General features: G+C 35.2%; 22 protein-coding genes. 15 read left to right on the forward strand and 7 right to left on the reverse strand.

Annotated features, from left to right (window positions below; all coding sequences use genetic code 11):
• Nucleotides 1-124 precede the first annotated feature (124 nt).
• Complete coding sequence (locus EZV73_RS25820; RefSeq protein ID WP_240843355.1) at nucleotides 125-1,036, reverse strand: 4Fe-4S binding protein; 912 nt, start codon at nucleotides 1,034-1,036, stop codon at nucleotides 125-127.
• Between the two features lie 129 nt (nucleotides 1,037-1,165).
• Between EZV73_RS25820 and EZV73_RS25825 the strand changes: the two genes are divergently transcribed.
• Entirely contained in the window at nucleotides 1,166-1,696 is a 531-nt protein-coding gene (locus EZV73_RS25825; RefSeq protein ID WP_240843357.1) for a cob(I)yrinic acid a,c-diamide adenosyltransferase, read from the forward strand.
• A gap of 14 nt (nucleotides 1,697-1,710) precedes the next feature.
• On the opposite strand, the gene EZV73_RS25830 is transcribed toward EZV73_RS25825, so the two are convergent.
• A complete protein-coding gene (locus EZV73_RS25830) occupies nucleotides 1,711-2,619 on the reverse strand; it encodes an NAD-dependent epimerase/dehydratase family protein (protein ID WP_240843358.1) in 909 nt (302 codons plus the stop codon).
• A gap of 11 nt (nucleotides 2,620-2,630) precedes the next feature.
• Nucleotides 2,631-3,113: a GNAT family N-acetyltransferase gene (locus tag EZV73_RS25835; RefSeq protein WP_240843359.1), complete on the reverse strand. Its 483-nt coding sequence runs from the start codon at nucleotides 3,111-3,113 to the stop codon at nucleotides 2,631-2,633.
• Nucleotides 3,114-3,213: 100 nt separating this feature from the next.
• On the opposite strand from EZV73_RS25835, the gene EZV73_RS25840 reads away from it, so the two are divergent.
• From EZV73_RS25840 to EZV73_RS25850, 3 genes are all read left to right on the forward strand, one after another.
• Nucleotides 3,214-4,797, forward strand: a complete 1,584-nt coding sequence (locus tag EZV73_RS25840; protein ID WP_240843360.1) for a hypothetical protein — start codon at nucleotides 3,214-3,216, stop codon at nucleotides 4,795-4,797.
• Between the two features lie 89 nt (nucleotides 4,798-4,886).
• The gene (locus EZV73_RS25845; RefSeq protein ID WP_240843361.1) at nucleotides 4,887-5,885 is read left to right on the forward strand and encodes a phosphotransferase enzyme family protein; all 999 of its coding nucleotides are present in this window, start codon (nucleotides 4,887-4,889) and stop codon (nucleotides 5,883-5,885) included.
• 84 nt (nucleotides 5,886-5,969) lie between these two features.
• The gene (locus tag EZV73_RS25850) at nucleotides 5,970-7,001 is read left to right on the forward strand and encodes a PTS transporter subunit IIC (protein ID WP_240843362.1); all 1,032 of its coding nucleotides are present in this window, start codon (nucleotides 5,970-5,972) and stop codon (nucleotides 6,999-7,001) included.
• A gap of 19 nt (nucleotides 7,002-7,020) precedes the next feature.
• On the opposite strand, the gene EZV73_RS25855 is transcribed toward EZV73_RS25850, so the two are convergent.
• From EZV73_RS25855 to EZV73_RS25865, 3 genes are read right to left on the reverse strand one after another with little or no spacing between them, the layout of a single operon-like run.
• Complete coding sequence (locus EZV73_RS25855) at nucleotides 7,021-8,436, reverse strand: 4Fe-4S binding protein (RefSeq protein WP_240843364.1); 1,416 nt, start codon at nucleotides 8,434-8,436, stop codon at nucleotides 7,021-7,023.
• Nucleotides 8,437-8,438: 2 nt separating this feature from the next.
• Nucleotides 8,439-9,140, reverse strand: coding sequence for a class I SAM-dependent methyltransferase (locus EZV73_RS25860; protein WP_240843366.1), 702 nt, complete (start codon nucleotides 9,138-9,140; stop codon nucleotides 8,439-8,441).
• Nucleotides 9,141-9,149: 9 nt separating this feature from the next.
• Nucleotides 9,150-9,830 (reverse strand): Crp/Fnr family transcriptional regulator, encoded by a 681-nt coding sequence (locus EZV73_RS25865; protein ID WP_240843368.1) that lies wholly within the window; start codon nucleotides 9,828-9,830, stop codon nucleotides 9,150-9,152.
• A gap of 331 nt (nucleotides 9,831-10,161) precedes the next feature.
• Between EZV73_RS25865 and EZV73_RS25870 the strand changes: the two genes are divergently transcribed.
• The 7 genes from EZV73_RS25870 (at nucleotide 10,162) to EZV73_RS25900 (ending at nucleotide 16,272) form a co-directional block, all read left to right on the forward strand.
• On the forward strand, nucleotides 10,162-10,992 hold the full coding sequence (locus EZV73_RS25870; RefSeq protein WP_240843370.1) for an SDR family oxidoreductase: 831 nt from the start codon (nucleotides 10,162-10,164) through the stop codon (nucleotides 10,990-10,992).
• A 191-nt stretch (nucleotides 10,993-11,183) separates the two neighbouring features.
• Nucleotides 11,184-12,173: an NAD(P)-dependent alcohol dehydrogenase gene (locus EZV73_RS25875; protein ID WP_240843372.1), complete on the forward strand. Its 990-nt coding sequence runs from the start codon at nucleotides 11,184-11,186 to the stop codon at nucleotides 12,171-12,173.
• 126 nt (nucleotides 12,174-12,299) lie between these two features.
• Nucleotides 12,300-12,695 carry a hypothetical protein gene (locus tag EZV73_RS25880; protein ID WP_240843374.1) on the forward strand — a complete coding sequence of 132 codons (396 nt, stop codon included), beginning with the start codon at nucleotides 12,300-12,302 and terminating at the stop codon, nucleotides 12,693-12,695.
• 163 nt (nucleotides 12,696-12,858) lie between these two features.
• The gene (locus EZV73_RS25885) at nucleotides 12,859-13,848 is read left to right on the forward strand and encodes an AraC family transcriptional regulator (RefSeq protein WP_240843377.1); all 990 of its coding nucleotides are present in this window, start codon (nucleotides 12,859-12,861) and stop codon (nucleotides 13,846-13,848) included.
• Between the two features lie 118 nt (nucleotides 13,849-13,966).
• Nucleotides 13,967-14,368, forward strand: a complete 402-nt coding sequence (locus EZV73_RS25890) for a hypothetical protein (RefSeq protein WP_240843379.1) — start codon at nucleotides 13,967-13,969, stop codon at nucleotides 14,366-14,368.
• Between the two features lie 113 nt (nucleotides 14,369-14,481).
• A complete protein-coding gene (locus tag EZV73_RS25895; RefSeq protein WP_240843381.1) occupies nucleotides 14,482-15,432 on the forward strand; it encodes an SDR family oxidoreductase in 951 nt (316 codons plus the stop codon).
• Between the two features lie 45 nt (nucleotides 15,433-15,477).
• Entirely contained in the window at nucleotides 15,478-16,272 is a 795-nt protein-coding gene (locus tag EZV73_RS25900; protein ID WP_240843383.1) for an EFR1 family ferrodoxin, read from the forward strand.
• Nucleotides 16,273-16,463: 191 nt separating this feature from the next.
• Here the strand turns inward: EZV73_RS25900 and EZV73_RS25905 are convergent, their stop codons facing one another.
• The gene (locus EZV73_RS25905; RefSeq protein ID WP_240843385.1) at nucleotides 16,464-17,894 is read right to left on the reverse strand and encodes a hypothetical protein; all 1,431 of its coding nucleotides are present in this window, start codon (nucleotides 17,892-17,894) and stop codon (nucleotides 16,464-16,466) included.
• Nucleotides 17,895-18,294: 400 nt separating this feature from the next.
• Between EZV73_RS25905 and hcp the strand changes: the two genes are divergently transcribed.
• The 4 genes from hcp to EZV73_RS25925 all read left to right on the forward strand — a co-directional run bounded on the left by hcp (nucleotide 18,295) and on the right by EZV73_RS25925 (nucleotide 22,708).
• The gene (hcp, locus tag EZV73_RS25910; RefSeq protein ID WP_240843387.1) at nucleotides 18,295-19,944 is read left to right on the forward strand and encodes a hydroxylamine reductase; all 1,650 of its coding nucleotides are present in this window, start codon (nucleotides 18,295-18,297) and stop codon (nucleotides 19,942-19,944) included.
• 63 nt (nucleotides 19,945-20,007) lie between these two features.
• Complete coding sequence (locus EZV73_RS25915) at nucleotides 20,008-20,247, forward strand: hypothetical protein (protein WP_240843389.1); 240 nt, start codon at nucleotides 20,008-20,010, stop codon at nucleotides 20,245-20,247.
• An 86-nt stretch (nucleotides 20,248-20,333) separates the two neighbouring features.
• Nucleotides 20,334-21,158 (forward strand): sensor histidine kinase, encoded by an 825-nt coding sequence (locus EZV73_RS25920; RefSeq protein ID WP_240843391.1) that lies wholly within the window; start codon nucleotides 20,334-20,336, stop codon nucleotides 21,156-21,158.
• 2 nt (nucleotides 21,159-21,160) lie between these two features.
• Nucleotides 21,161-22,708, forward strand: a complete 1,548-nt coding sequence (locus EZV73_RS25925) for an HD domain-containing phosphohydrolase (RefSeq protein ID WP_240843393.1) — start codon at nucleotides 21,161-21,163, stop codon at nucleotides 22,706-22,708.
• Nucleotides 22,709-22,711: the final 3 nt, after the last annotated feature.

Consider the following 22,711-nt stretch of genomic DNA (forward strand, 5'->3'; position numbering starts at 1 on the left):
TACTATGTATACTAAGTAGATTCGACATCGGATCTACTTTTCCTTTTTGTAATTTTTACCAATTGATAAATAAAAGAAATGAACTATAAATCATCTGATTCATAGTTCATTTTTGTTTTGTTAATTATTTACTTTCGACAGCCCCTTTTTTTATGGTTTCATATTTGCCTTTAAAGAAAGTACACTTCTTTACACAAAGTGTGCAGCCGTGATTGTTCGAAAATGGTACGGCACATTTCTTAAAATCCACACATTCTTTAGAACCATCATCCAGTATGACAGGCTGATCGTAAATAGCATCAGCTGGACAAGCTTTGACACATTTACCACACGTTTTGCAAAACGATTCAATCCACTCATGATCACCACTTGTAAAGGGTAGATTTTCAATGTCTGTATATATGGAAGCTATCCTAAGACTTGGACCACTTTTAGGTGAAATCAAAAGGCCGTGTTTGCCTGTATGACCTAGGCCTGCTTTTTGTGCAAGCATAGGATAATTGACATCTCCCCCTATAGCCGGTCCGGCTTGGGCGTTGAGTCCTTGTGTCTTTAAGAAGGTAGTCATCTTATTAACAATAACACCTAAGGTCATATAAGTTCTAAAGATTTCGCTGACTGCTATTGAAGAAGGTGCCGTATCGATTTTATCCTTGTTCATCTCCATTATTAAGACGATGGCATTTTCAAATAAAATGCCCTTGTCTTTAAAAATAAAATCTGGATCAACTTTTGTATAACCGATTTCAGTTATGCCCATGTCGGAACATAATTGTTCAAATTCTTTAAGCGCTTGATCGGATATTTGCTTAGATTGATTGGGTTGGTAATTGATATATTTGTATGAATTCTTACTCTCGCGAATACAACGGATCATATAGGGTAGTACATAGGGTAGATCTTTCATTTTACCTTTGATGCTACCGTACTCTCGGATAACTTGTGGCACACTCAGACCAATGTGAGCATTTGGACCGGGTTGTATCAATTTGTTGACATCATAATAGTTTTTTATGTCTGGTAATATAGGTTTCATTTTATGCCTCCATTAAGTAAGTCTATTATAATACGGTTTAGCTGAAAAAGAAATTATTATGAAAATATAAAGTATGTTTAATATTATACCATTATGGTATAGTATGAATATGAAGAGAAAGGATGGCCTATGAAAGTATATACTAAAACAGGAGATAAGGGTACAACAAGTTTATATGATGGCACTAGAGTATCTAAAGATTATATTAGAGTTGAAAGCTATGGGACCATTGATGAATTAAATTCAAGTTTAGGACTTGCTAAAAACTATATAGAAGAAAAAGAAATCAAAGATTTGGTTTCAAAATTACAACGTTCATTGTTTGACGTGGCGGGGGAACTGGCTACATCAGACTATAGAAAATTTGTTTCAAGAGTAACAGAAGAAGACATTACTTTTTTAGAAAAGCAAATTGACCACTTCACATCGATTATGGACCAGGAAAATGCTTTTATTTTACCAGGCAGCAACTTGGCATCCGGACATTTGCATGTGGCAAGAACCATTTGTAGAAGAGCTGAAAGAAGAATGATTACTTTAAAATCACTTGAAGAAGTATCGGATACAGTCATGAAGTATGTCAATCGTCTATCAGATACCATTTACTCGATTGCAAGATTCTTAGAATCAGAACTGACTTACATTGAATTTAAAAAATAGAAAGCACAAGCTTTCTATATATCAGTCATAAATGGATCATGAAGTTTTGGATTGGTTTTCTTGTACCATTCATAAGTCTGTTTAAGACCTTCATAAAGATCGAACTTAGGAACATGTAAACCATGTTCTTTTAGTTTGTCTATACTTAAGGTATAGGTAACATCCCTATAAGGAAAATACTTTCTCGATGGCTGCTCATCGGTTAGAATTCTTTCTACATGTTTACCAGTTACTTTTTCAAATACATCTAACATGTCATTAAAATCATAAATATGTTCGTGGGTTACATTGTAGGCCTGGCCGATACAGGCATCATTTTTCAACATACTTGAGACGATCAAACATAAGTCATGAATATGTATAAACTGAGTTCTATTTTGACTATTAGGCACCTTAATTGGTCGTCCAGCTTCTAATTGGTCGAAGAAATAAGACTCTCTATACAAGGCATTTTCTGGACCATATAAGTAGGTCGGCCTAAAGATAACAAGAGGTAACTGGTCCTTTTCATAGGCCTTCATCAGATAGTTTTCTGCTTGAAGTTTGTCTAAGCCGTACTTTCTCCAGTTGTGGTTTTCTCCTAGTGGAAAATCTTCTTTTATTAAGTTCTTACTTGGACAGTAAACGGCACCTGAGGAACAGAAGATAAACCGTTTAAGTCTGCTTGTATCTAAGTGTTCAAGTAAAAGTCTAACATCCATTTCCGTATAGGCGGTAATGTCGATGACGTAGTCGTATTTATCTACTAACTGTTCTAAGTCTTCGGGCTTGTGCCTGTCGCCTCTGATATGGTTTCTATAGCCAGAGTAAGGGATTTCCTTAATGCCTCTAGTAAAGATGTCTACTTGATAGTTTTCATTGATAAAATGTTCAGCAATGCTTCTGCTGACAAAGGTAGAACCGCCCAATACAAGTATAGTCATATTTTCTCCTCTTATAAAGTTAAGGTCATGTCATACCATTTGGCACCACCATGACTGGATTCTGATAAGCCATTATTTTCAAAGCCAAAGCTCTCATAATATTGTAAAAGATGTTCTTTACAGGTTAGGATGATAAAGCTTCGTTGGCTCGATTTTCCATATTCAATAAATGCATTCATAAGTTTTCTTGCATAACCCTTATGTTGGTAGTCAGGTTGAACATCTAGACCGTAAACAGCCAGTGTTTTACCTTTATCTGAATGGTATTTCATATCAGAGAAATATTCGTCTTTAATGGTCATACCATCAAAGGCTGCTCCATTAATGAAACCGATGATTTTGTCATCAACTTCGCCTACTAAAAAGCCATCAGAGAAAGTTGTGATTCTGTCTTCTATGGCATCTTTTTTAGCTGCCTCAGCAATTGGGAAGCATTCTAATTCTATGTTGGTTATAGTTTCTAAATCCTTTAATACTGCATTTCTGATTTTCATAGTCACCTCCACCTACATTTTAGTATGTATTTAATATAGTGGCAAGTAATTATGATAGATCTTTAATTATGTGCTATCATATTACTATGGGGGAAAAAGTATGTATTCTAAGGGACTTTTGAAAACAGTTTTAATTGCAGCAGTGCTTGTTATCCTTGTAGGGCTCTATGCCTATATGACTCATGAATATCAAGCCTTGCCATCTGAGGGCTGGTCTAAAGATGAACCCTTATTTAGCTATGAAACATCCACTGATTACGAGGATTTTTTTGAAAGGCAACTGTCTTACATGACATTTAACCATGAGCTAAATATTGTCTATCTTGATAATGAAACTGTAAAGTACAAGGTTTATACGGATAAGTTGGATTTGGTCAGACAAGGGCAACTTTTGAAGTTGAAATCACCTGCTGAGGAAATCTATGTAACAGCTTATGATGATTATTTTGAAATGGTTATTAAATCAGGAGAAAGTTTTTCATGCTTTAAGTTTAACAAGGACTTAAAGGTTCAGCAGACATATGAATTTGATATAGATCATCCTAATTATCATATTTCAAATAGCCATGTTATGGTAAAAAAAGAGGATAATTTAGAAGTCTTATCATCTAAGGGTCATATTGAACTTCAAATGCCAAACAAAGCTTATGATGTGGTGAATGTTGTTACATATGATGATGACTATACCTTGTATTACTTGACCATTATAGATGGTATCAGGATGATTCAGAAAGATTTATATGACAAGGAAGGTCACCTCTTAAAATCTGTTTCTATAGCACCGCTTTTAGTAGATGAACTCAGATTAAAGCCAATTGACTTTCAAGTTACAAGCATTGATGATCTAGAAGCTTATAAAATCAATGTCAAAGATATGAAGTTTGGTACAACATACTTGAATTTTTACAAATATGATTTAAGTAAAGAATCCCTTGTTTTTTCTAAAAATTATAAGAAGCTTCAAGATTGGACTGATTTGATTTCAGAAAATGAAATGATTGTCCTTATGAATCATGAAGAACCAGCAAGGTTACTGGGAAAATCCTATCATAACTTTTTCAACATCATGGCCTACAACCTAGAAACAGAGGAGATAAGGGCTTTAACAAAGACTTATAGAGGACCAAGAGAGTATACATATCTAAAAGGTGATACATACGATTATTTGATCTGGGGAGAACTTAAAAGAGGGACCATGACAGTCAGAATAGCCTCTGATGATCCAGATTATATTGAGGCCTCTTTAGTTCTGACATCAGAAAGGCTACTGGATATCTTCTATCAAACCATTGATGTCTTGATGAAGGTGCCAACCTATATGATTGTAGTGGGCATATTTATATTGGCTGTAACCATGCTTGTTATTATGCCATGTTATATGCTATTTGTTACTTTTTTTGAAAAACATCACACCGCTGTTTTTATCATTATGGTTATCCTACACAATTTGGCTAAGATATTTATACAGGCACAGTTTGTCAGTCGTATCACTTTGCCTTTGATACTAGAGAACTATACTTTACCTTTTATGGTAGTGACCAATATACTGGCCATTTACACTTATATGGTCATCAATAAGCACCGTCATTTTGATAATCCAATAACTGAGTATATACCTTTTTATATCACTGATATTGCTTTTCACACCTTGATATTTGGACCATACATTATGATGAACCTATAATACAGAGCCCTTGTGGCTCTTTTTTGGTGAAATAATTCTGTAAAATAAAAGTGCACATAATCATGATAAGCTAAAGAGGGGAGGCTGTTATGAAAAATTTTGATGACTTAACAAGGTTGGGCCGTATTAGGCGTAGTAAAAAAATAATTGAGTTAGGACTAGAACACTACGATATTGATGTAAAAAAGATGACCTTCTTAGAAGAAGCAACAAATATCTTCTATAAAGTCCTTGACGATAAGGGTAAGAAGTATGCTGTAAAGGTTTATCAAGAAATCAATTCCAATATGGACGATGCTCTAGTAGAAATGCATTTTCTACAGTTGATTAAAGAAAATACAGATATTCAGGTACCTGTACCTGTAAAGAATAAACAAGGTGATTTCATTACCTATTTGGATACACCTTATGATGACGTAAAAAAGCGTGTCTCTGTTTATGAGTGGCTGCCAGGAAAAGATTTGGACGAAAATGAAAAGGTTGAGCATTTTTACGAAATTGGTAGGATCATGGCAAAAGTACATGAGGTAACAAGCACTCATAAATTACCCAAGACTTTAAATCCAAAACGTCTAGATAAAGTCCTGTATTTTTCTGGAGATGACTATTTTTATAAGATGGACAAATATCGTTCTAAGGTGAGTGATAAAACCTATAAACTTCTGGATTACATGATTCCTTACTTAGATGAAAGAATGGCAAAACTCTACAATGAAAAGCCTTTCTTGATTCATGGTGATTTCAATCCATACAATGTGAGGCTTCATAGAAATTCCTTAAGGCTTCTTGACTTCGAAGATGCCTGTGTGGGTTATGAGATACACGATATTTCTATTTTCTTATTCTATTATCAATTAGACGACGATTATGAAGATTATAAAAAAGCATTTTTTAAAGGCTATAGGTCTATTAGGGATATTGACATAGATGAGGAAGAAATGAAGATGTTGATGATTGCAAGAAGAGTCAACTATATGAACTACATTTTGGCTATATCTGATGATGTAGAAAAGTATTTAGATGTGAACACAGACAGGGTGATGACTTACCTTAAAGCGCTTCATGGTCCTGATTTTAATCTCGATTAAGTTTGTTAATCTCTTAACTTGCCTTGCTATGTTGACCAGTTTGGTGTATAAAAGTGATGTAGCATAAAGTGAGTGAGGAGAAAAATGAGTAAATTTAAAGGATTTTTAAAAAGGAAAAATATTGAGATTTCTACTAAACGTTATTTGATAACGGCCTTGTCTTATATGACTTATGGTTTGTTTTCATCTCTTATTATAGGAAGTATCTTAAATCAAATTGGTTTAAAATTAGATATTCCGCTTTTGTATGAGACAATATGGCCAGTTGCTAGAGCGATGACTGGTCCTGCAATTGCAGTAGCAATAGCATATGGTTTAGAAGCACCGCCACTGGTTATATTCGCATCAACTTTAACGGGTTCTGTAGGAGCTGCACTTGGTGGTCCTGTAGGCGCATTTGTTGCAGCTGTAGTTGGTACTGAGTTTGGTAAAATGGTTTCAAAAGAAACACGTATCGACATCTTAGTAACGCCATCGGTGACCATCATTACAGGTTGCTTAATAGGTTCTTTAGTAGGTGGACCGATTAATGCATTTATGACAGGTTTTGGTCAAATGATTGTTTCTGCAACAGAGTTACACACATTACCGATGTCTATTATTGTTTCTGTACTCATGGGTATGGCCTTAACCTTACCTATTTCAAGTGCAGCGATTGGTATTATGCTTGGTTTGAGCGGTTTGGCAGCAGGAGCTGCAACAGCAGGTTGTGCAGCACAGATGGTCGGTTTTGCGGTTATTTCATTTAAGGAAAACGGCTGGTCAGGTTTCTTTTCACAAGGATTAGGCACGTCTATGCTTCAAATGCCTAACATCGTTAAAAACTGGCGTATTTGGATTCCGGCGACATTGGCATCGGCCATAACGGGACCAATTGCAACCATTGTGTTTAAATTAGAAAATACAGCTATAGGATCGGGTATGGGAACCAGTGGTCTTGTTGGACAGTTTGGTACTGTTGAAGCCATGGAGGCTGTCGGCTATTCAGGAGCCAGCATCTATGCGCCAATACTGATTGTACATTTTCTATTACCGATGGCATTTTCACTGGCCTTTGCCTATATTTTAAGACAAATCGGCTGGATTAAAGAAAATGATTTAAAGTTAGAACTATAAAAGACTCGCATTTGCGAGTCTATTTTTTTGCCTGATTCAAACATGCATTAACACCATTTATAACACCTCTACTTGTGTAAGTACATCCAGCGATAGTATCAACATCTGTACCGTTGGTATCTAGAATGCTTTTTATTACTTTTGGAGTTGCAAAGTTATAATAAGACCTGGATTCATTATGTTCTAGTATTTCGACTGATTGAATAACATCGTCCTTTATAACAATTTGTACAACCATACCAGGTTGGTAAGCATTGACCCTAGCCTTGTAAGTGCCGTCATTATAAAGACCGGCAGACGCTTTTTCGGCTTCTTCTTGTGCCTTGCGGTCTGCTTCTTCTTTAGCAAGCCTATCGGCTTCTTCTTGTGCTTTACGATCAGCCTCTTCTTTAGCGATTCTTGCTTCTTCAGCTTTCTTCTCGGCTTCAATCCTCAGAGCTTCTTGATGAGCTAAAAGGGCAGCCGCATTCTTTTCGGATAGTAAGTTCGCATCTATGAAATCTACTGGGTTAGAGTAGTAGTCCTCTGTAGAAGATTCTTTTAAGACGATCTCTTCTTCTGTAACATCCTCTTCGATGACTGTTTGACTTATCTCCTCAGCAGGTGGTGGCAGTTCAAAGTCATCTGCAATCACAGGCATTTCTTGAACCTGATAGAAGGAAATAAGAAGGCCCATAACACCGATGCTGAGCATGGCGCCGATTGGTGAGAATTTTTTGTTTATAGCTCCTTCTTTAGGACATACATCAATACATTTACTGCAAGAAAGACAGTTGACGTCTTTTACAGTCTCTGATTTTGTGATTTCAATTTGAACAGGACATACCTTATCACACATATTACAGTGGATGCACTTGTCTTCATGCCTGGTGACTCTTAAAGTTCTAATGGAAGCAATCAGATTTAAACTTGCACCATATGGACATAAGTAATTACAAAATGGTCTTTCTAGTATGAGACTCATCAGCGTTATTAAGATTAAATAACTACCGCCTATAAGGGTGATACCTCCAAAAAAGAGTCTGATAAAACCATGGTAGGCATCTAGATTGATATAAGCCATGACATTATCTGTGAGTATGGTAAAAACAAATCCTATCAAAACTAGGTATTTAACTGAAGACAGCTTTTGATGAAGTTTTAAAGCCATTTTCTTGTTGATACCTATTTTTCTTCCGAGAAAATGCATAAATCTCTGAAAGCTTCCGAAAGGGCAAAGATAACCACAGAAAATAGGACCATGTAACAGAGTGATGGCTATGCCTATAAAACCAACATAGAGAGGCAGTCTTGAAAAATGCTCTCTATATAGTATGTTAGGTCCGAATAAATTATGAATGACAGAAAAATCAAAGAGTCCGGGATTAAGCCTTATCAATAAAACACTACCAATCATAATAATAAAAGCGAGTGCTGCTATAATTCTATTTTTCATATTTACTTCCCACAAGAAAATAATAAAGGAACTGACTGACTTGTAAGTGGCTGACCTTTAAGGTTGCCGTAAAAGCTGATTTGATTAAAACCAATGTCCTGAAGCATGTCTTCAATTTCCTTTTTTCTAAGTGTCAGAAGAGGAATTGAATTTTCTATGACTGTGCCATCAGATTTAATGGTCAGTTTTGTCTTAAAATCCACAGTCTTATCGTGTATTATATAATCTCTAACAAATTGAATATGGTCATTGTCGATGGTTGCTAAATGGTTGATATTTCCTTCGATGATTCTATCATAGTTGATGATTTGAACCACAAAGCTACCGCCTGGTTTAAGTGTTTTATAGACACTCTTAAAGAAGTCTGTCACCATTTGTCTATTAGACAAGTGAACTAAGGTGTTACCAAAACAAACAATCTTATCAAAATTTTTATGAAGACTTTCTATTTCTAACATGTTCATTTCTCTAATGTCCATATGAGGGTACTTTCTTTTAGCGACTTCTAGAAGACCGGTATCTAGATCGATTCCCATAACCTTATCGGATTTTCTTTTAAGCAGGTCTGTTAAGTTTCCAGTAGCACAGCCGATCTCTAAAATATCATCATCAGCTTTTATTTCAGAAATGCTGTTGATGAAGTTAAGTTGCATTTGGTTTTGTGGAAAGATATAATCATACACATTTGCAATAGTCTTATACATTGTAACCTCCTAGAATAACTCATCTGCCAAGGCGTCAAAATCCAATATTTTAACTGTAGATTTCTCATAGTCTATAAGACCATCATGTTTCATTTTAGATAATTCTCTTGATAGAGAGGGTCTTCTTGTACAGATATGAAGGGCCATTTTTTCTTTTGAAAAGGGCAGTTTAACTGTCAGGCTGTCTTGTTCTTTGGATAACTTAATTAGAACATGAGCAATCTTTCCCCTGATGGTACTTAAAGACAATAATTTAAACTTATCATTTAAAAACAATAATTTTCTAGAAAGGATGTTTAAGTAGTTTTCTAGAAAAATAGGGTGGGTTTCCATGGTTTCAATGAGTGTTTTCTTGTCTATTAAAAGGACTTGAGTAGCAGTAACACCAGTTATTGAAACCGGGTAGTCGTCTTTTGGTGAGAACAAAACAGCTTCACCAAATATATCGCCCGGTCCCATTGTAATTAAGTTGGAAACATCACCTGATATAAAATAAGTCGACAACTCCACCTTACCTTCTAAAATGATGCCTAGACTCTCACAGTGATCACCTTCATCAAAGAGGGTTTCACCTTTTTTAAACTGATTGATTTTATTGTTAAGTGTTGTGCATATATTTTCTGTTTCGTCCATGGTCATGTTCTGAAAGAGATGACTTTTATGAACGATTTCTAAATATTTTTTCTTCATCTATTGGCTCCTTTATTTAAGTTTAAACTATCTAAAAGGATTTTGATAGTCTTCAAGTGTATTCCTTGATCTAGGTATCTACTAGACTTGTTTAGTATACTATGTATGAACACGTTAGTAAACAATTCTAGGATGATAGGGCATTTGAACTTGTAAAAGACTCTCCTATTATATAAAAATACCCAGAAAGAGCTTCTCTTAACGAGTAGATATCATTGTTATAAAGATGTTAGGCGGAATTTGCTATTTTTATGGCGCGGTATGTCATATTTGTGAAATGGGATTAATAGTATACTTGACTCAACTTAAAGATAAGAAAGGAAAAAATACTATGAAAAAAACAATTGTAATTACTGGTGCATCTACAGGCATTGGTCGTGCGACAGCATTATATTTTGCAGAAAATGATTGGCAAGTCGCTGCAACCATGAGAAGTCCTGACAAGGAGACGGAACTTCAAAAGATTGAAAACATCAATGTTTATCAGTTAGATGTAACCAATCAAACATCTATTGATAAGGCTTATGAGTCTATTAGTTCAGACTTTGAAAAAATAGATGCACTTTTAAACAACGCAGGCTATGCCTTATATGGTCCCTTTGAAATCTCTACACCTGAGCAAATTAGAAAAGAGTTTGATGTCAACGTATTTGGTTTAATGGATGTGACGAGAACCTTCCTACCTAAGTTTAGAGAGCAAAAAGAAGGCCTTATTATGAACATCTCATCTATGGGGGGGAAGATCACATTCCCACTCATTTCAACATACCATTCTACTAAGTTTGCAGTAGAAGGCTTTACGGAAGTACTTGCCTATGAACTAGAAGGATTAGGCATTAAGGCTAAACTTATCGAACCTGGTAACATTGCCACTGACTTTGGTGGCAGGTCGATGAAGTTTGCTGCATCTGATGTAGTAACAGATTATAATCCATATGTTGAGAACATGATGGCTATGATGCAAGCTGCTGGTCCTGATATGTACAGTCAACCTGAAGTGGTGGCAGAAGTCATCTTTAAGGCTGCGACAGATGGTACTGACCAGATCAGATACATTGCAGGTGAGGATGCCAAACAACTGATTTCTATGAGACAGGAAAATGGTGATGAAGCATATGTAAAGCATATGAAATCACAGTATGCCATCAAGGACAATGGCTAATATTAAGCAAGTATATTATGCATAAGAGAACAGGAATAAGTAATTTATTTCTGTTTTTTTAGTATTTTTATACTGATTGGGTATAATATGATTATGAAAGCTGGACAGCATATGAAACAGCTGAATTCAAATCTATATAAGAAAGGAGAGCTTGTTAAAGTGGATAATGATATTTTAGCAATGTGAATCGTATGAAAGTTGTTAAATGGAATAGATATGGACCGCCCTCAGTACTTGAGATTGGAGAATCTGATCTACCCACTTATGGAGAAAATGAGTTTTTGGTTGAAGTTGAACTTTCTACAGTTACAGCAGGCGATTGCGAACTTAGAGCTTTAAAATTTCCATTTCTCTTTAAATGGGCTTTAAGATTGTATTTGGGCTTTTTTAAACCTCGAAACAGAATTTTAGGTCAAGAGATGGTAGGAAGGGTCGTTGAAGTAGGCAATGAGGTTAGCAAGTACAAAGCAGGTGACAGACTTGTAGCAGCTTTAGGTATTAGTATGGGTGGTTATGGTGAGTATATTTCTATTAAAGAAAAGCCTGGCATGGGTTGCCACACATTAATTCCTGACTCCCTTTCTAGTGAAAAAGCAGTATGTTTACCAGTTGGAGGTCTAGAAGCCATGCACTTTATGGATAAGACCAGTATTAAAGAAGATTATAAAGTCTTAATCAATGGTGCTGGAGGTAGCATAGGTACTTTGGCAATCCAAATGGCTAAAAGAAAAGGTGCATATGTTACTGCTGTTGATAGCAGCGATAAGTTTGATATGTTAAAAAGTATAGGAGCCGATGAAGTCATTGACTACAATGTAACGGACTTCTATAACTTAAGTGATAAGTATGATGTTATCTTTGACATCGTTGGTAAAGCACCCGTTGAAAAGGCCTTTGAATCTCTAGAAGCTTCAGGTTTGCTAATGGTTGGGAATCCTTCTGGCAAACATAAGAGATTTTCTAAAAGAGTCAAGGCAGATAGAAGAAAAGTCATTTGTACAACATCTCCCCAAAAGGAAGCTGATTTAATAGAGCTTGTCAGAATGCTTGATCAAGGGGAAATAGATGTTGTTATTGATAAAATCATGAGTATGGACGATATCGTAAAAGCCCATGAATACGTGGAAGATAGAAAGAAACAAGGCAATATATTGATCAGAATTAAGGATAAATCTGAGTAATTAAAGAGCTTGTTTAGCAAGAATCTTCATATCGTGTCCAAGAATATCACAGGATTTGTTGCTTGATTTAATTATAATCATATTAGAAACAAGTAGTAGAGTCTAATCGGATTCAAGGAGGATAATATGATTAATTTTAATGGTAAACTACCAAAAACAACAAGTTACTGGGTAAAAGACAACTTATGCTTTATCAAACATACAAGTTTTCTAATCACCTTGGAAGAGAATAAGGCCATAAGTGAACTGATTGGCATGGCTATGAATGATTCATCTATAAAGGGGATCGTTATTAATAACCGTGAGGCAAAAGGTGCTTGGCCGCAAGATGTTTTAGAAGCAAGTGCTTCTGATAATGCTTCTTCTAAAATGGTGTACACTAAAAAAATTGCCACGCTGACAAATAGTAGCATAACGACTATGCAAATGAACAGGCATGCTAGATTTGGTGGTGTAGAAAAGTATGCAAAAGCTTTTAACAGTGAGTTTAATGATGATGTTAAAAACTTTCTAAATAGTTAAACATAGATTCAAGACTAGAGACAAATTGTGATTTTTCATGATTTGTCTTTTTATAATTTGATTTGGCACATAAAGCTAAAGTCTGGCACTAAATGCTATTTTAAAAGTTGAGCTTTAGGGGTAGAGTTATTATAAAGAAGATTGAAAATGAATGGAGATATATATGAAAAGAATGTACTGGATAGGTAAAGAATATAAAATGTATTTAGAGTCTTATGGTATTTCATCTGAAAGAGTTTATAAGATTGCTGGATTGCCTCTTCATATGGAAAAGGAAGGCATCTATATTGATAGAGACCATTATATTAGACTCATGAATGCCATTGAAGAGAGTATGGATGATGAATCGATGATCAGGTACAGTGATATTTCCCAGGTTTTCGCTTTTTCACCTCCCATATTTGCCGGCCTATGTGCCAGTAATGGTATGGAATGTTTTAAAAGAGTGGCAGAGTATAAGAAATTGATTGGACCTTTTGTTGTTTATGTTGTTGTGAATGATCATGAGTTGACACTAGAATTTACCTTTGATGATGAAAATAAGACAAAGTTGCCGAGACTTGTTGCCCTTACAGAAAACATGTCTATGATCAATATGATACGTGCTGGCACTGGTATGGAGATTATACCTACAAAAATAGAGCTTGTTGATGAATGTCCAAAAAGGATAAGTGACTATTTTGGCATTGAGCCTGTTTTGTCTGATGTCAATAGACTGCATTTTTCATTAAAAGATGTACATGAGCCTTTTATAACCAAAAACAATGTGATGTGGCACTACTTGGAGCCGGAACTTAAAAAGAGAATTGAAGAACTAGAAACTGATGATACATTTGCGGCTAAAGTTAGAACCTTATTAATGGAGTTGATTCCTGCAGGAAATGGGACCATAGAAGTGGTTGCTAAAGATATGGCTTTATCTAAAAGAACCTTGCAAAGAAAGCTATCAGAAGAGAACACAACTTTTGTTAAACAAGTCAACCACACACGAGAGCTTATGGCCAAGAATTTTTTGATGAACAGTGTTTTATCTACTGATGAGGTTGCTTATTTACTAGGTTATAGTGACATGTACGTCTTCATGAGAGCCTTTAGACAATGGACTGGTTTAACGGTTAAACAGTTTAGAGTGAAGCATGGGGTAACTGGATGATTGGCACATAAAGCAATTAGATTGGCACATAAAAGCATGTGAATGACATTTAGTCTCATGTATGATGTATGTATAGTAAAGAACGTAAAGATGACACAGTCCTATGAGGAGGAATATGATGAGTAATTTGTTTGATAAGAGTTTACCTAAGACGACAAGCTATTGGAAAGAAGGAAACATATTTTTTATTAAGAACACAAGTTTTATAGTTAATATGGAAGAAGGAAAGGCAATGGCTGAACTCTTAATATTCGCTATGAAAGACAAAGAAACAGTATGTCTTCTAATTGATAATAGGGAAGCTAAAGGTGCTTGGCCTAAAAAAGTCAGTCAGATTTGGGAGAGTAATGATGCTTATATAAGTTCACTGCAGAGTAAAAAAATGGCAACACTAACCAGCAGTACAGTTACAATGATGCAAACCAATAGATTATCAAGACTACATGGTATGGAGACTTTTTCAAAAGCTTTTAACACAGATTTTAATGATGAAGTAAAAGAGTTTTTACTAGGTAAGTAAAGCCTTGTTGAAAGTTGACGGACATTTATAACTTTGTAATGTTAAAATTTTCATATATTAGAAAAAATAGTTACATTGATTTGCTTATTTTCATAAGATAATGAGGAGGAATAATGGCAGACACAAGATTTGGACGTAAAGGATGGACCCCAGACAGGATTAAGTCATTAAGTGGTAAAACATATGTTATTACAGGAGCGACTAGTGGTACAGGATTTGTAGCCGCGAGAATACTTGCTTCTAAAGGTGGGAAAGTAGTGATGTTAAATCGAAATCCTAGTAAGTCACAAGAACATATAAGAAAGATTAAAGATGAGCTTGGAGAAAATGTGGATGTAACATTTATCACCATGGATTTAGGCAATCAAGCTTCTGTAAAAAAGGCAGCAAATCAAGTATTAGAAGAAGTAGATCGCATTGATGCTCTTATGTGTAATGGCGCAATAGCACAAGTACCAAAGCAAGTGTTGACCGTAGATGGATTTGAAAGTCAACTTGGTGTGAACTATTATGGTCATTTCACATTACAAGCACTCTTATTTGATATGCTTGATAAATCTAATGGTCGTATTGTAACCGTTGGGAGTATGGGTTATGACATGGGCATCAAAACCATTAAGTTTGATGATATGAACTGGGATAAAGATTATCAGGCTAATGATGCATACAGTCAAAGTAAGCTTGCGCAAATTATGACCATTTATGAATTGCAAGATAGACTAAAAAAGGCTGGAAAGAAAAATGTTAAGGCCTATGCCTGTCATCCAGGCTCTTCAGCTACTTCTTTGATTACCACCAGTGGTTCTTTATTAATGAGAATTACATTTGGTTTAATGAAATTATCACCTATGGTTCAATCTGCAGAAAAAGGCGCCTATCCAGAGTTGATGTGTGCGACTGAAGATAATCTAGATGAAAGTGGATTTTATGGACCAACAGGCCGTTCTAACTGGGTAGGACCAGTTGGAAACTGTGGCATCAAGGCACATGCTTTAGACAAAAATGTATCAAAGAGATTATGGGATTTATCAGAAAAAGCAACAGGTGTAAGATGGCATCTGTAAGTAGTATCAATTGATTTTATAAGTTTAATATAGGAGGAGTTTAAGGTGAAGATACTTTATTTTACGGCTACGGGTAATAGCCTTTATATAGCCAAGGCTTTGGGAGGAGAACTGCTTTCGATCCCGCAAATGGACAAGAAGGGGATTTATGAATTTTCAGATGATAAGATAGGTATTGTTTTTCCTCTACACGCCTGGGGTGTGCCATCTTATCTGGTTGACTTTCTTAAAAAAGCTAAATTCAACTGCAGATATTTGTTTGCTGTTACGACTTATGGTATATACTCTGGTGCAGTTGCCAAACACTTACATGATATAAGTATAGATGCTGGCTATTCTTTCGATTACATTAATAGAATAAAAATGGTAGACAACTATGTACCTACCTTTGATATGAAAAAGGAAATAGCCAATGAACATAAGAAAGAAGTTAGTAAGCAGTTGCAAGCTATTAAGTTGGACATTGAGTCTTCAAAAAAGTGGCTTTTAAAAGAGAATATGCTTCAAAAGGGAGCTTTTAATTACATGGCCTCTAGAGCGGGAAGACCTTTCAATGAAAAAAGACTGAAGGTGCATGTTTATGGTGAAGGTATTGATAACTATCTGCAAGTTGAAGATTCTTGTACACAGTGCGGTATCTGTTCGAAGGTATGTCCGGTAGATAATATTGAAGTGGACCACGAAAAAGGAAAGATAAAACTAAGCGACAAGTGCTTTATGTGTTTTGCATGTTTGCACCACTGTCCTTCAAATGCTATTCATGTTAATGGACAAGTCAGTCGGGATAGGTATATAAATAGCAATGTACAATTAAAGGAAATTGTCGATTCAAATATATGATTTATATAAATAGATTAAGCGCACTCTAATAAAGTACGCTTAATCAGTTACTTATATCTCACATTCACAAGGAAATGATGTTCTTATTTTAGAATATAGAACAAACAAGAATGCTCCCATTAAGAGGTAGCATCTTTTTTGGTTTGAAAATTTGGTTTTCATAAGTAACGAAGCACTCGATGTGCTGCTTATTAGTCATTGGAAACCACTCTTTTTAAGACATAATAATTTGGTTCATCACCACGAATGGTGTAATCGCCTGACTTCCATTCAAAGAATAAGAACACTTCGCCATCGACTTCTGCAATAAAATATCTAGAGGCTGTATTATCATCATCATGTAAGGCAAGTCCTTTTGTCCAAGACCATGCATGGTTGGTAGAACCATTTTTATAGAATTCAAGGTTCTTTAAGTATAGATCACCAGGGAAGCTTTTTAGGCCTGCTATAAAATCTGTTGGTTGATCAACAAAATCCACTGATTCCCAAAGTCCCAGTACCTTATCATCAGATTCGAACTTGTAATCAATCTTGTCTACTTTTCTGCCATCTATGATTTCAGTTTCTACTTCTCTTAAAACGATGTTATCAACACCGAGTTTAATGATATTAGAGGTCAGTTTATTTTGTAGTGATTGATTGATAATTTTAGAATCATTAAATGCTTGATTAAATGTTACTGAGTAGTAATCATCATGTTTGATTTGAATCATATACTGAGCATATTGATAGACATCGATTTCTACAAGACCCGTGTCATTACTGACAGCTACTGGCATATTGTTCAGATATACTTGGGCATTAGCGACCGGTGCACCTGTTTCACTATCTTTTAGAAAATATGAAATCAAGATATTACCCTTATTCAAACTGCTATCATTTAATTGTTGGATTTGCTCTAAAAGTTCATCTAACTTAGCTTCTGTTTCAAGATTGACACTATTATCGATGTTATTTGTGATATGGGTCGAATAATCATTGTAGGTATTGTTGCTGTCATTAACACTGTTGTCGATGTTATTGTTTGTGACAACAACTGATGAATTATTTACACCAGATACACTTGTGGTATTGTTGTCGCTGTTGTCAATATGAACAGTGGTTTGAATCCTGTTGTTTGAGATACGTAGACCTTTTTCTTGGTCAAAATTTGAATCCCAACCGAATTCATCGACTGTAAATTTCCATGTTAGTGGGAAATAAGTCACATCTCTAAAGAGTAAGATGGGGTAGTCTTCAGTACTGTTGTTAATGGCATTACCATTTAGTTTGATATCAAAGTCAGCAATTGTCGCCCTGTATGTTCTTGATAAATCATTAGTTACAGATTTATCTTGAACTAATTTCTCGGTTTCGCTTGTTTGAGCAATGCTTAGTCCTGTTTGACTGTTCCAATCTGATGATAAACCCAGTGATCTAGAAAAGTTCCAAGTCATAGGGAAGTATGTAATATCATTGTAGAGAATCAATGGAAATTCATTGTGAACATTGTCAATGGCTTGTTCACCAATTTCAATTTCAAATTCTGGTATAGCTACTTCTACTTCGTTTCCTGCATATACGGTATTAACTGTTGCTAAAAGCATCACCAAGATCAATACCATGATTTTATTTAATCTCAAGTTAACCTCCTCAAGTCCTATTGCTATTATATCAGCAAATCTATAATTTGCGTGATTTTGTTTGTAATAAAATAGTTTTATACAGATTTATTTTGTGCAAGTTTTGTTAAAAAAATCTCAATACATTACATAGCAGATCTACCTACAGTATACACAACCGATTTAATTCTAATATTTACGCTAGCGTGTTTAATAGTTTGATTCAAAGTTGGCATATTGTTAATAATAAAGGTTATAAAGAAACAAAAGCATAATAAAAAATGGATTTTATTTATTTTTGTAACATATGGTACAGAAAATACTTGACTGTTATAGTATAGTTATTGGTGTAAGAAAGATAAAAATAATTCTCACGGGAATTAAGAAGATAATTGTAACTACTACAAAGGGAGGAAGTTCTATGTTTGAAGTAAAAGACGCAAAAATGTTTTGTTTCCAATGCCAGGAAGCAGCAGGTAATAAAGGATGTTCAGGAAAGCAAGGTGTTTGTGGTAAGCCTGCAGATGTAGCTAATCTACAAGATTTATTAATCCACGTAACTAAAGGTGTAGCGGCAGTAAATCAATGCGCAAGATCACAAGGTAAAAATGGTAAAGAAGCTGAAGCTTACATAATGGATGCTTTATTTACTACAATCACAAATGCAAACTTTGATGGTGAAGTAATTAAAGACAAAATTGAAGCTGGTTTACAATTAAGAAACTCAATCAGAGATGGTCTTAATACAGAAGGTTGTAACCCTACACATGATTCTTTAACATGGAATGGCGAAAGAGCGAGTTTTGATGAAAAAGCTTCAACAGTAGGTATCTTAGTAACTGAAAATGAAGATGTAAGATCTTTAAGAGAATTAATCACATATGGTTTAAAAGGTTTAGCAGCTTACTATGAGCATGCAGCAAACTTAGGTAAAGTAGACACTGAAATTGTTGCTTTTGTTGAAGAAGCTTTAGTAGCAATTACAGAAGAAAAAACTGCTGATGAATTAGTTGCATTAACGCTTAAAACTGGTGAATTTGCAGTTAAGACAATGGCGTTATTAGACGCTGCTAACACAGGTGCTTACGGTAACCCTGAGTTAACAGAAGTAAATATTGGTGTTAGAAACAATCCAGCAATCTTAATCTCTGGTCATGACTTAAACGACCTTAAGCAATTATTAGATCAAACTCAAGGTACAGGCGTTGACATCTATACACATAGTGAAATGTTACCAGCTCACTACTACCCAGAGTTAAAAAAATATGACAACTTAGTAGGTAACTATGGTAATGCATGGCATAAACAAGATGTAGAATTTGAAACTTTCAATGGTCCAATTCTATTCACTACTAACTGTATCGTGCCTCCTAAGGGTGACGTTCAAAAGAGAATCTTTACAACTGGTTCTTCAGGATTCCCAGGTTGTACACACATTGAAGCTGTAGATGGTAAGAAAGACTTCTCTGCAGTAATCGAGATGGCTAAAACTTTACCAGCTCCAACTGAAATTGAAACTGGTAAGATTGTTGGTGGTTTTGCTCATAATCAAGTATTGGCATTAGCTGATAAGGTTGTTGATGCTGTTAAGACTGGCGCTGTTAAGAAGTTTGTTGTTATGGCTGGGTGTGACGGTAGACAAAAAGGTAGAGATTACTACACTGAGTTTGCTAAGGCGCTTCCAAACGATACAATCATTTTAACTGCTGGTTGTGCTAAGTACAGATACAACAAGTTAGGTTTAGGCGATATCGGTGGTATTCCAAGAGTATTAGATGCTGGTCAATGTAACGACTCTTACTCATTAGCTGTCATTGCAATGAAATTACAAGAAGTATTTGAGCTTCAAGATATCAATGAATTACCAATCTTCTACAACATTGCATGGTATGAGCAAAAGGCTGTAACAGTATTATTAGCACTTCTATACTTAGGTGTTAAGAACATCCACTTAGGACCAACATTACCATCATTCTTATCTCCAAACGTTGCAAACGTATTGGTTGAAAGCTTTGGTATTGCACCTAATGGCGATGTTGATGAAGACATCAAGAACTTTGTTTTAAACTAATATAATAGCTGCTTCGGCAGCTTTTATTTTGTATAGTGATTTAGGATTTTTAGGAGGTATAAAATGCACGACGGATGTGGTGGCAATATGACAGATGGCATGGCCATCTTACAAAAAATTAGAATGATGGGCTTTAACAAGAATAAAATGCCTATGGTTCATAAGTTTGAATGTGAATCATGTAATGAGATGGTAGAAATGGCTACTTTAGAGCATGCTTGCTCATGTGGCATGGTTTATGCAGTAACGCCATGCAGCGCTATGGACAGCTCAAGAATTAAAGCAGCAGGTAAATATGTTTAAAACGTCCAATGGACGTTTTTTTTTGATTATTTCTCTCTATTTTGGATAAATATAAAGATAGATATAAAATATATAAGGTGGCAAATATGGATGACAAAATAAAAGATTTAGAAAATGAAGTAGAAAGACTTAAAAAAATGTTAACAGCAGTTAGGCATTCTTATCTTGATAGAGAACGCCTGGCTTTACTTGGTGAGCTTGTTCCGGGGATCACACATGAGATCAATACACCCCTTGGTGTTGCAGTGTCAGCAGCTTCTTTTATCGACGTGCAAAATCAAAAGGTTCTTAACTTATTTGAAGAAGGCAAGCTTAAAAAGTCTGATTTGGAACAGTATTTTTCCAATGTAAATGAGAGCACTGAAATCCTTAATCAAAACTTACATAGGGCTGCTAAGCTGATAGGAGATTTTAAAGAAATATCTTCTTATCAAAGCAATGGCATAAAAATTGACTTTAATCTATGTGATTATATAGAAAAGATTGTAAAGACCTTAAAACATGAGTATAAAAGAGCAGGTCATAAAATTGTGGTGGCGTGTCATGATGTAAGAATTTATTCTTATCCAGGTATCTATTCTCAGGTAATCACCAACCTTGTTATGAATTCCATTATTCATGGCTTTAAGGATCAAACAGAAGGGTCTATAACCATTTCTGTTAATAAGACAGATTACTTGACAATTACTTATACAGATGATGGCGTAGGCATTGAAGAAAATGCTCTAAAGCAAATCTTTGAACCATATTACACAACCAAAAGAGATGATGGCGGAACAGGACTTGGTCTTTCTATCGTCAATCAGCTGGTTGTAGAAAGACTCAATGGTACAATAGAATGTTTTAGAAATGAGGAATCGGGTGTTAAGTTCATCATAAGAGTTCCTTTAAGCGAAGTTGAAAAGAGGTAGATATGGTTGATAATACTATGGATTTTCTAGCAGAAGATCAAGAAGACGAAATAACATATGAAGATACCTATAAAATAATCATTGCTGATGATGACGAGGAAATCCATCGAGTGACCAGGGTTATCTTAAAGTATTTTAACTTTGAAGGAAAGGGTGTTTCATTTATTGATACCTATTCTGGTAAGGAAACCAAACAAGCCCTAAAAGACAATCCTGATACAGCAATTGTTTTTCTAGATGTGGTCATGGAGGACAATGATTCCGGCCTTCAAGTGGTTAAGTACTTAAGAGAAGAACTTGAGAATAAACTGACAAGAATTGTTTTAAGAACAGGTCAGCCCGGTGAAGCGCCTGAAGAAGAAGTGATAAAGCAGTATGACATCAATGACTACCGCTTGAAAACTGAACTGACTGTTAAACGCTTGAATACGACCCTTTATTCTTCCTTGAGAAATTACAGAGACCTTCAAACCCTTGAAAAAAATAGAAAGGGTCTTGAAAAAATTATCAAGGCCAGTGCCAGTTTATTTGAACACAATACATTGGATGACTTCTTAGTAACTATTTTAAATGAGTTGTCTCAATTTAATTATGATCCAATTGAGATGCTGTACATACGTGAAGAAGCTTCGCCTTTATCTGATGGTATGGTTATTTTAGAACAATCTACTCAGAATAAGATCATTGCAGCAACGGGTAAGTATGAGCACTTTGTTAATCAGGAAGTAGAGTCCATAGGTGAACTCAACTATATAACCAAGTGGATCAACTCTGATGAACCAAAGGAAGGTTTGATTCATTCTTTAGAAACGGGCTTTATCATTGAAAGTCATGGAAACAGCCAGTCCAACAACTATATATACATTGACGGTAAAAAAGATAACTTAGATTTTCAGTTAATCAACTTATTCCTGTCTAACTTCTCAATTGCACTGGACAATTATATTTTAAACAATATGCTTCAGATTACTCAAAAGGAGATTGTATTTGCCCTTGCTGAAACGGTTGAGAGTCACTTTGAAGAAACAGGCAGTCATGTTAAGAGGATTTCAGAAATGATGTATCAGTTTGCCCTTTGTAACAGATATTCTTATGGAGAAAGTGAGCTTATCAAGTTAGCTTCTACCATGCATGATTTAGGTAAAATCGCTATTCCTGATAGAATTTTGAAAAAGCCTGGCAGGTTGACTGAAGAAGAATTTGAAATAATGAAGACCCATACAAATCATGGTTACAGAATTCTTAAAAATCCTAACTTACCAGTTATTAAAATGGCAGCAGAAATTGCCTTAAATCACCATGAGAAGTTTGATGGTTCTGGATATCCTGCAGGAAAGAAAGGGCTTGAGATACCTTTAAATGCAAGAATGATGGCAATCATAGATGTCTTTGATGCAATGAGTCATAAGAGGATTTATAAGGACGCTGTGCCGATTGAGGAGACACTTGCCTATATCAACAGTCAAAGAGGTAAACACTTTGATCCTGATTTGGTTGATATTTTTATCAATAATTTAAATAATATTACTTCTGGTGTAAAAAATATGTAGCAG

Origin of the sequence: Acidaminobacter sp. JC074 (assembly GCF_022496765.1) — a bacterium.
In the GTDB taxonomy this organism is placed as follows: domain Bacteria; phylum Bacillota; class Clostridia; order Peptostreptococcales; family Acidaminobacteraceae; genus JABXKX01.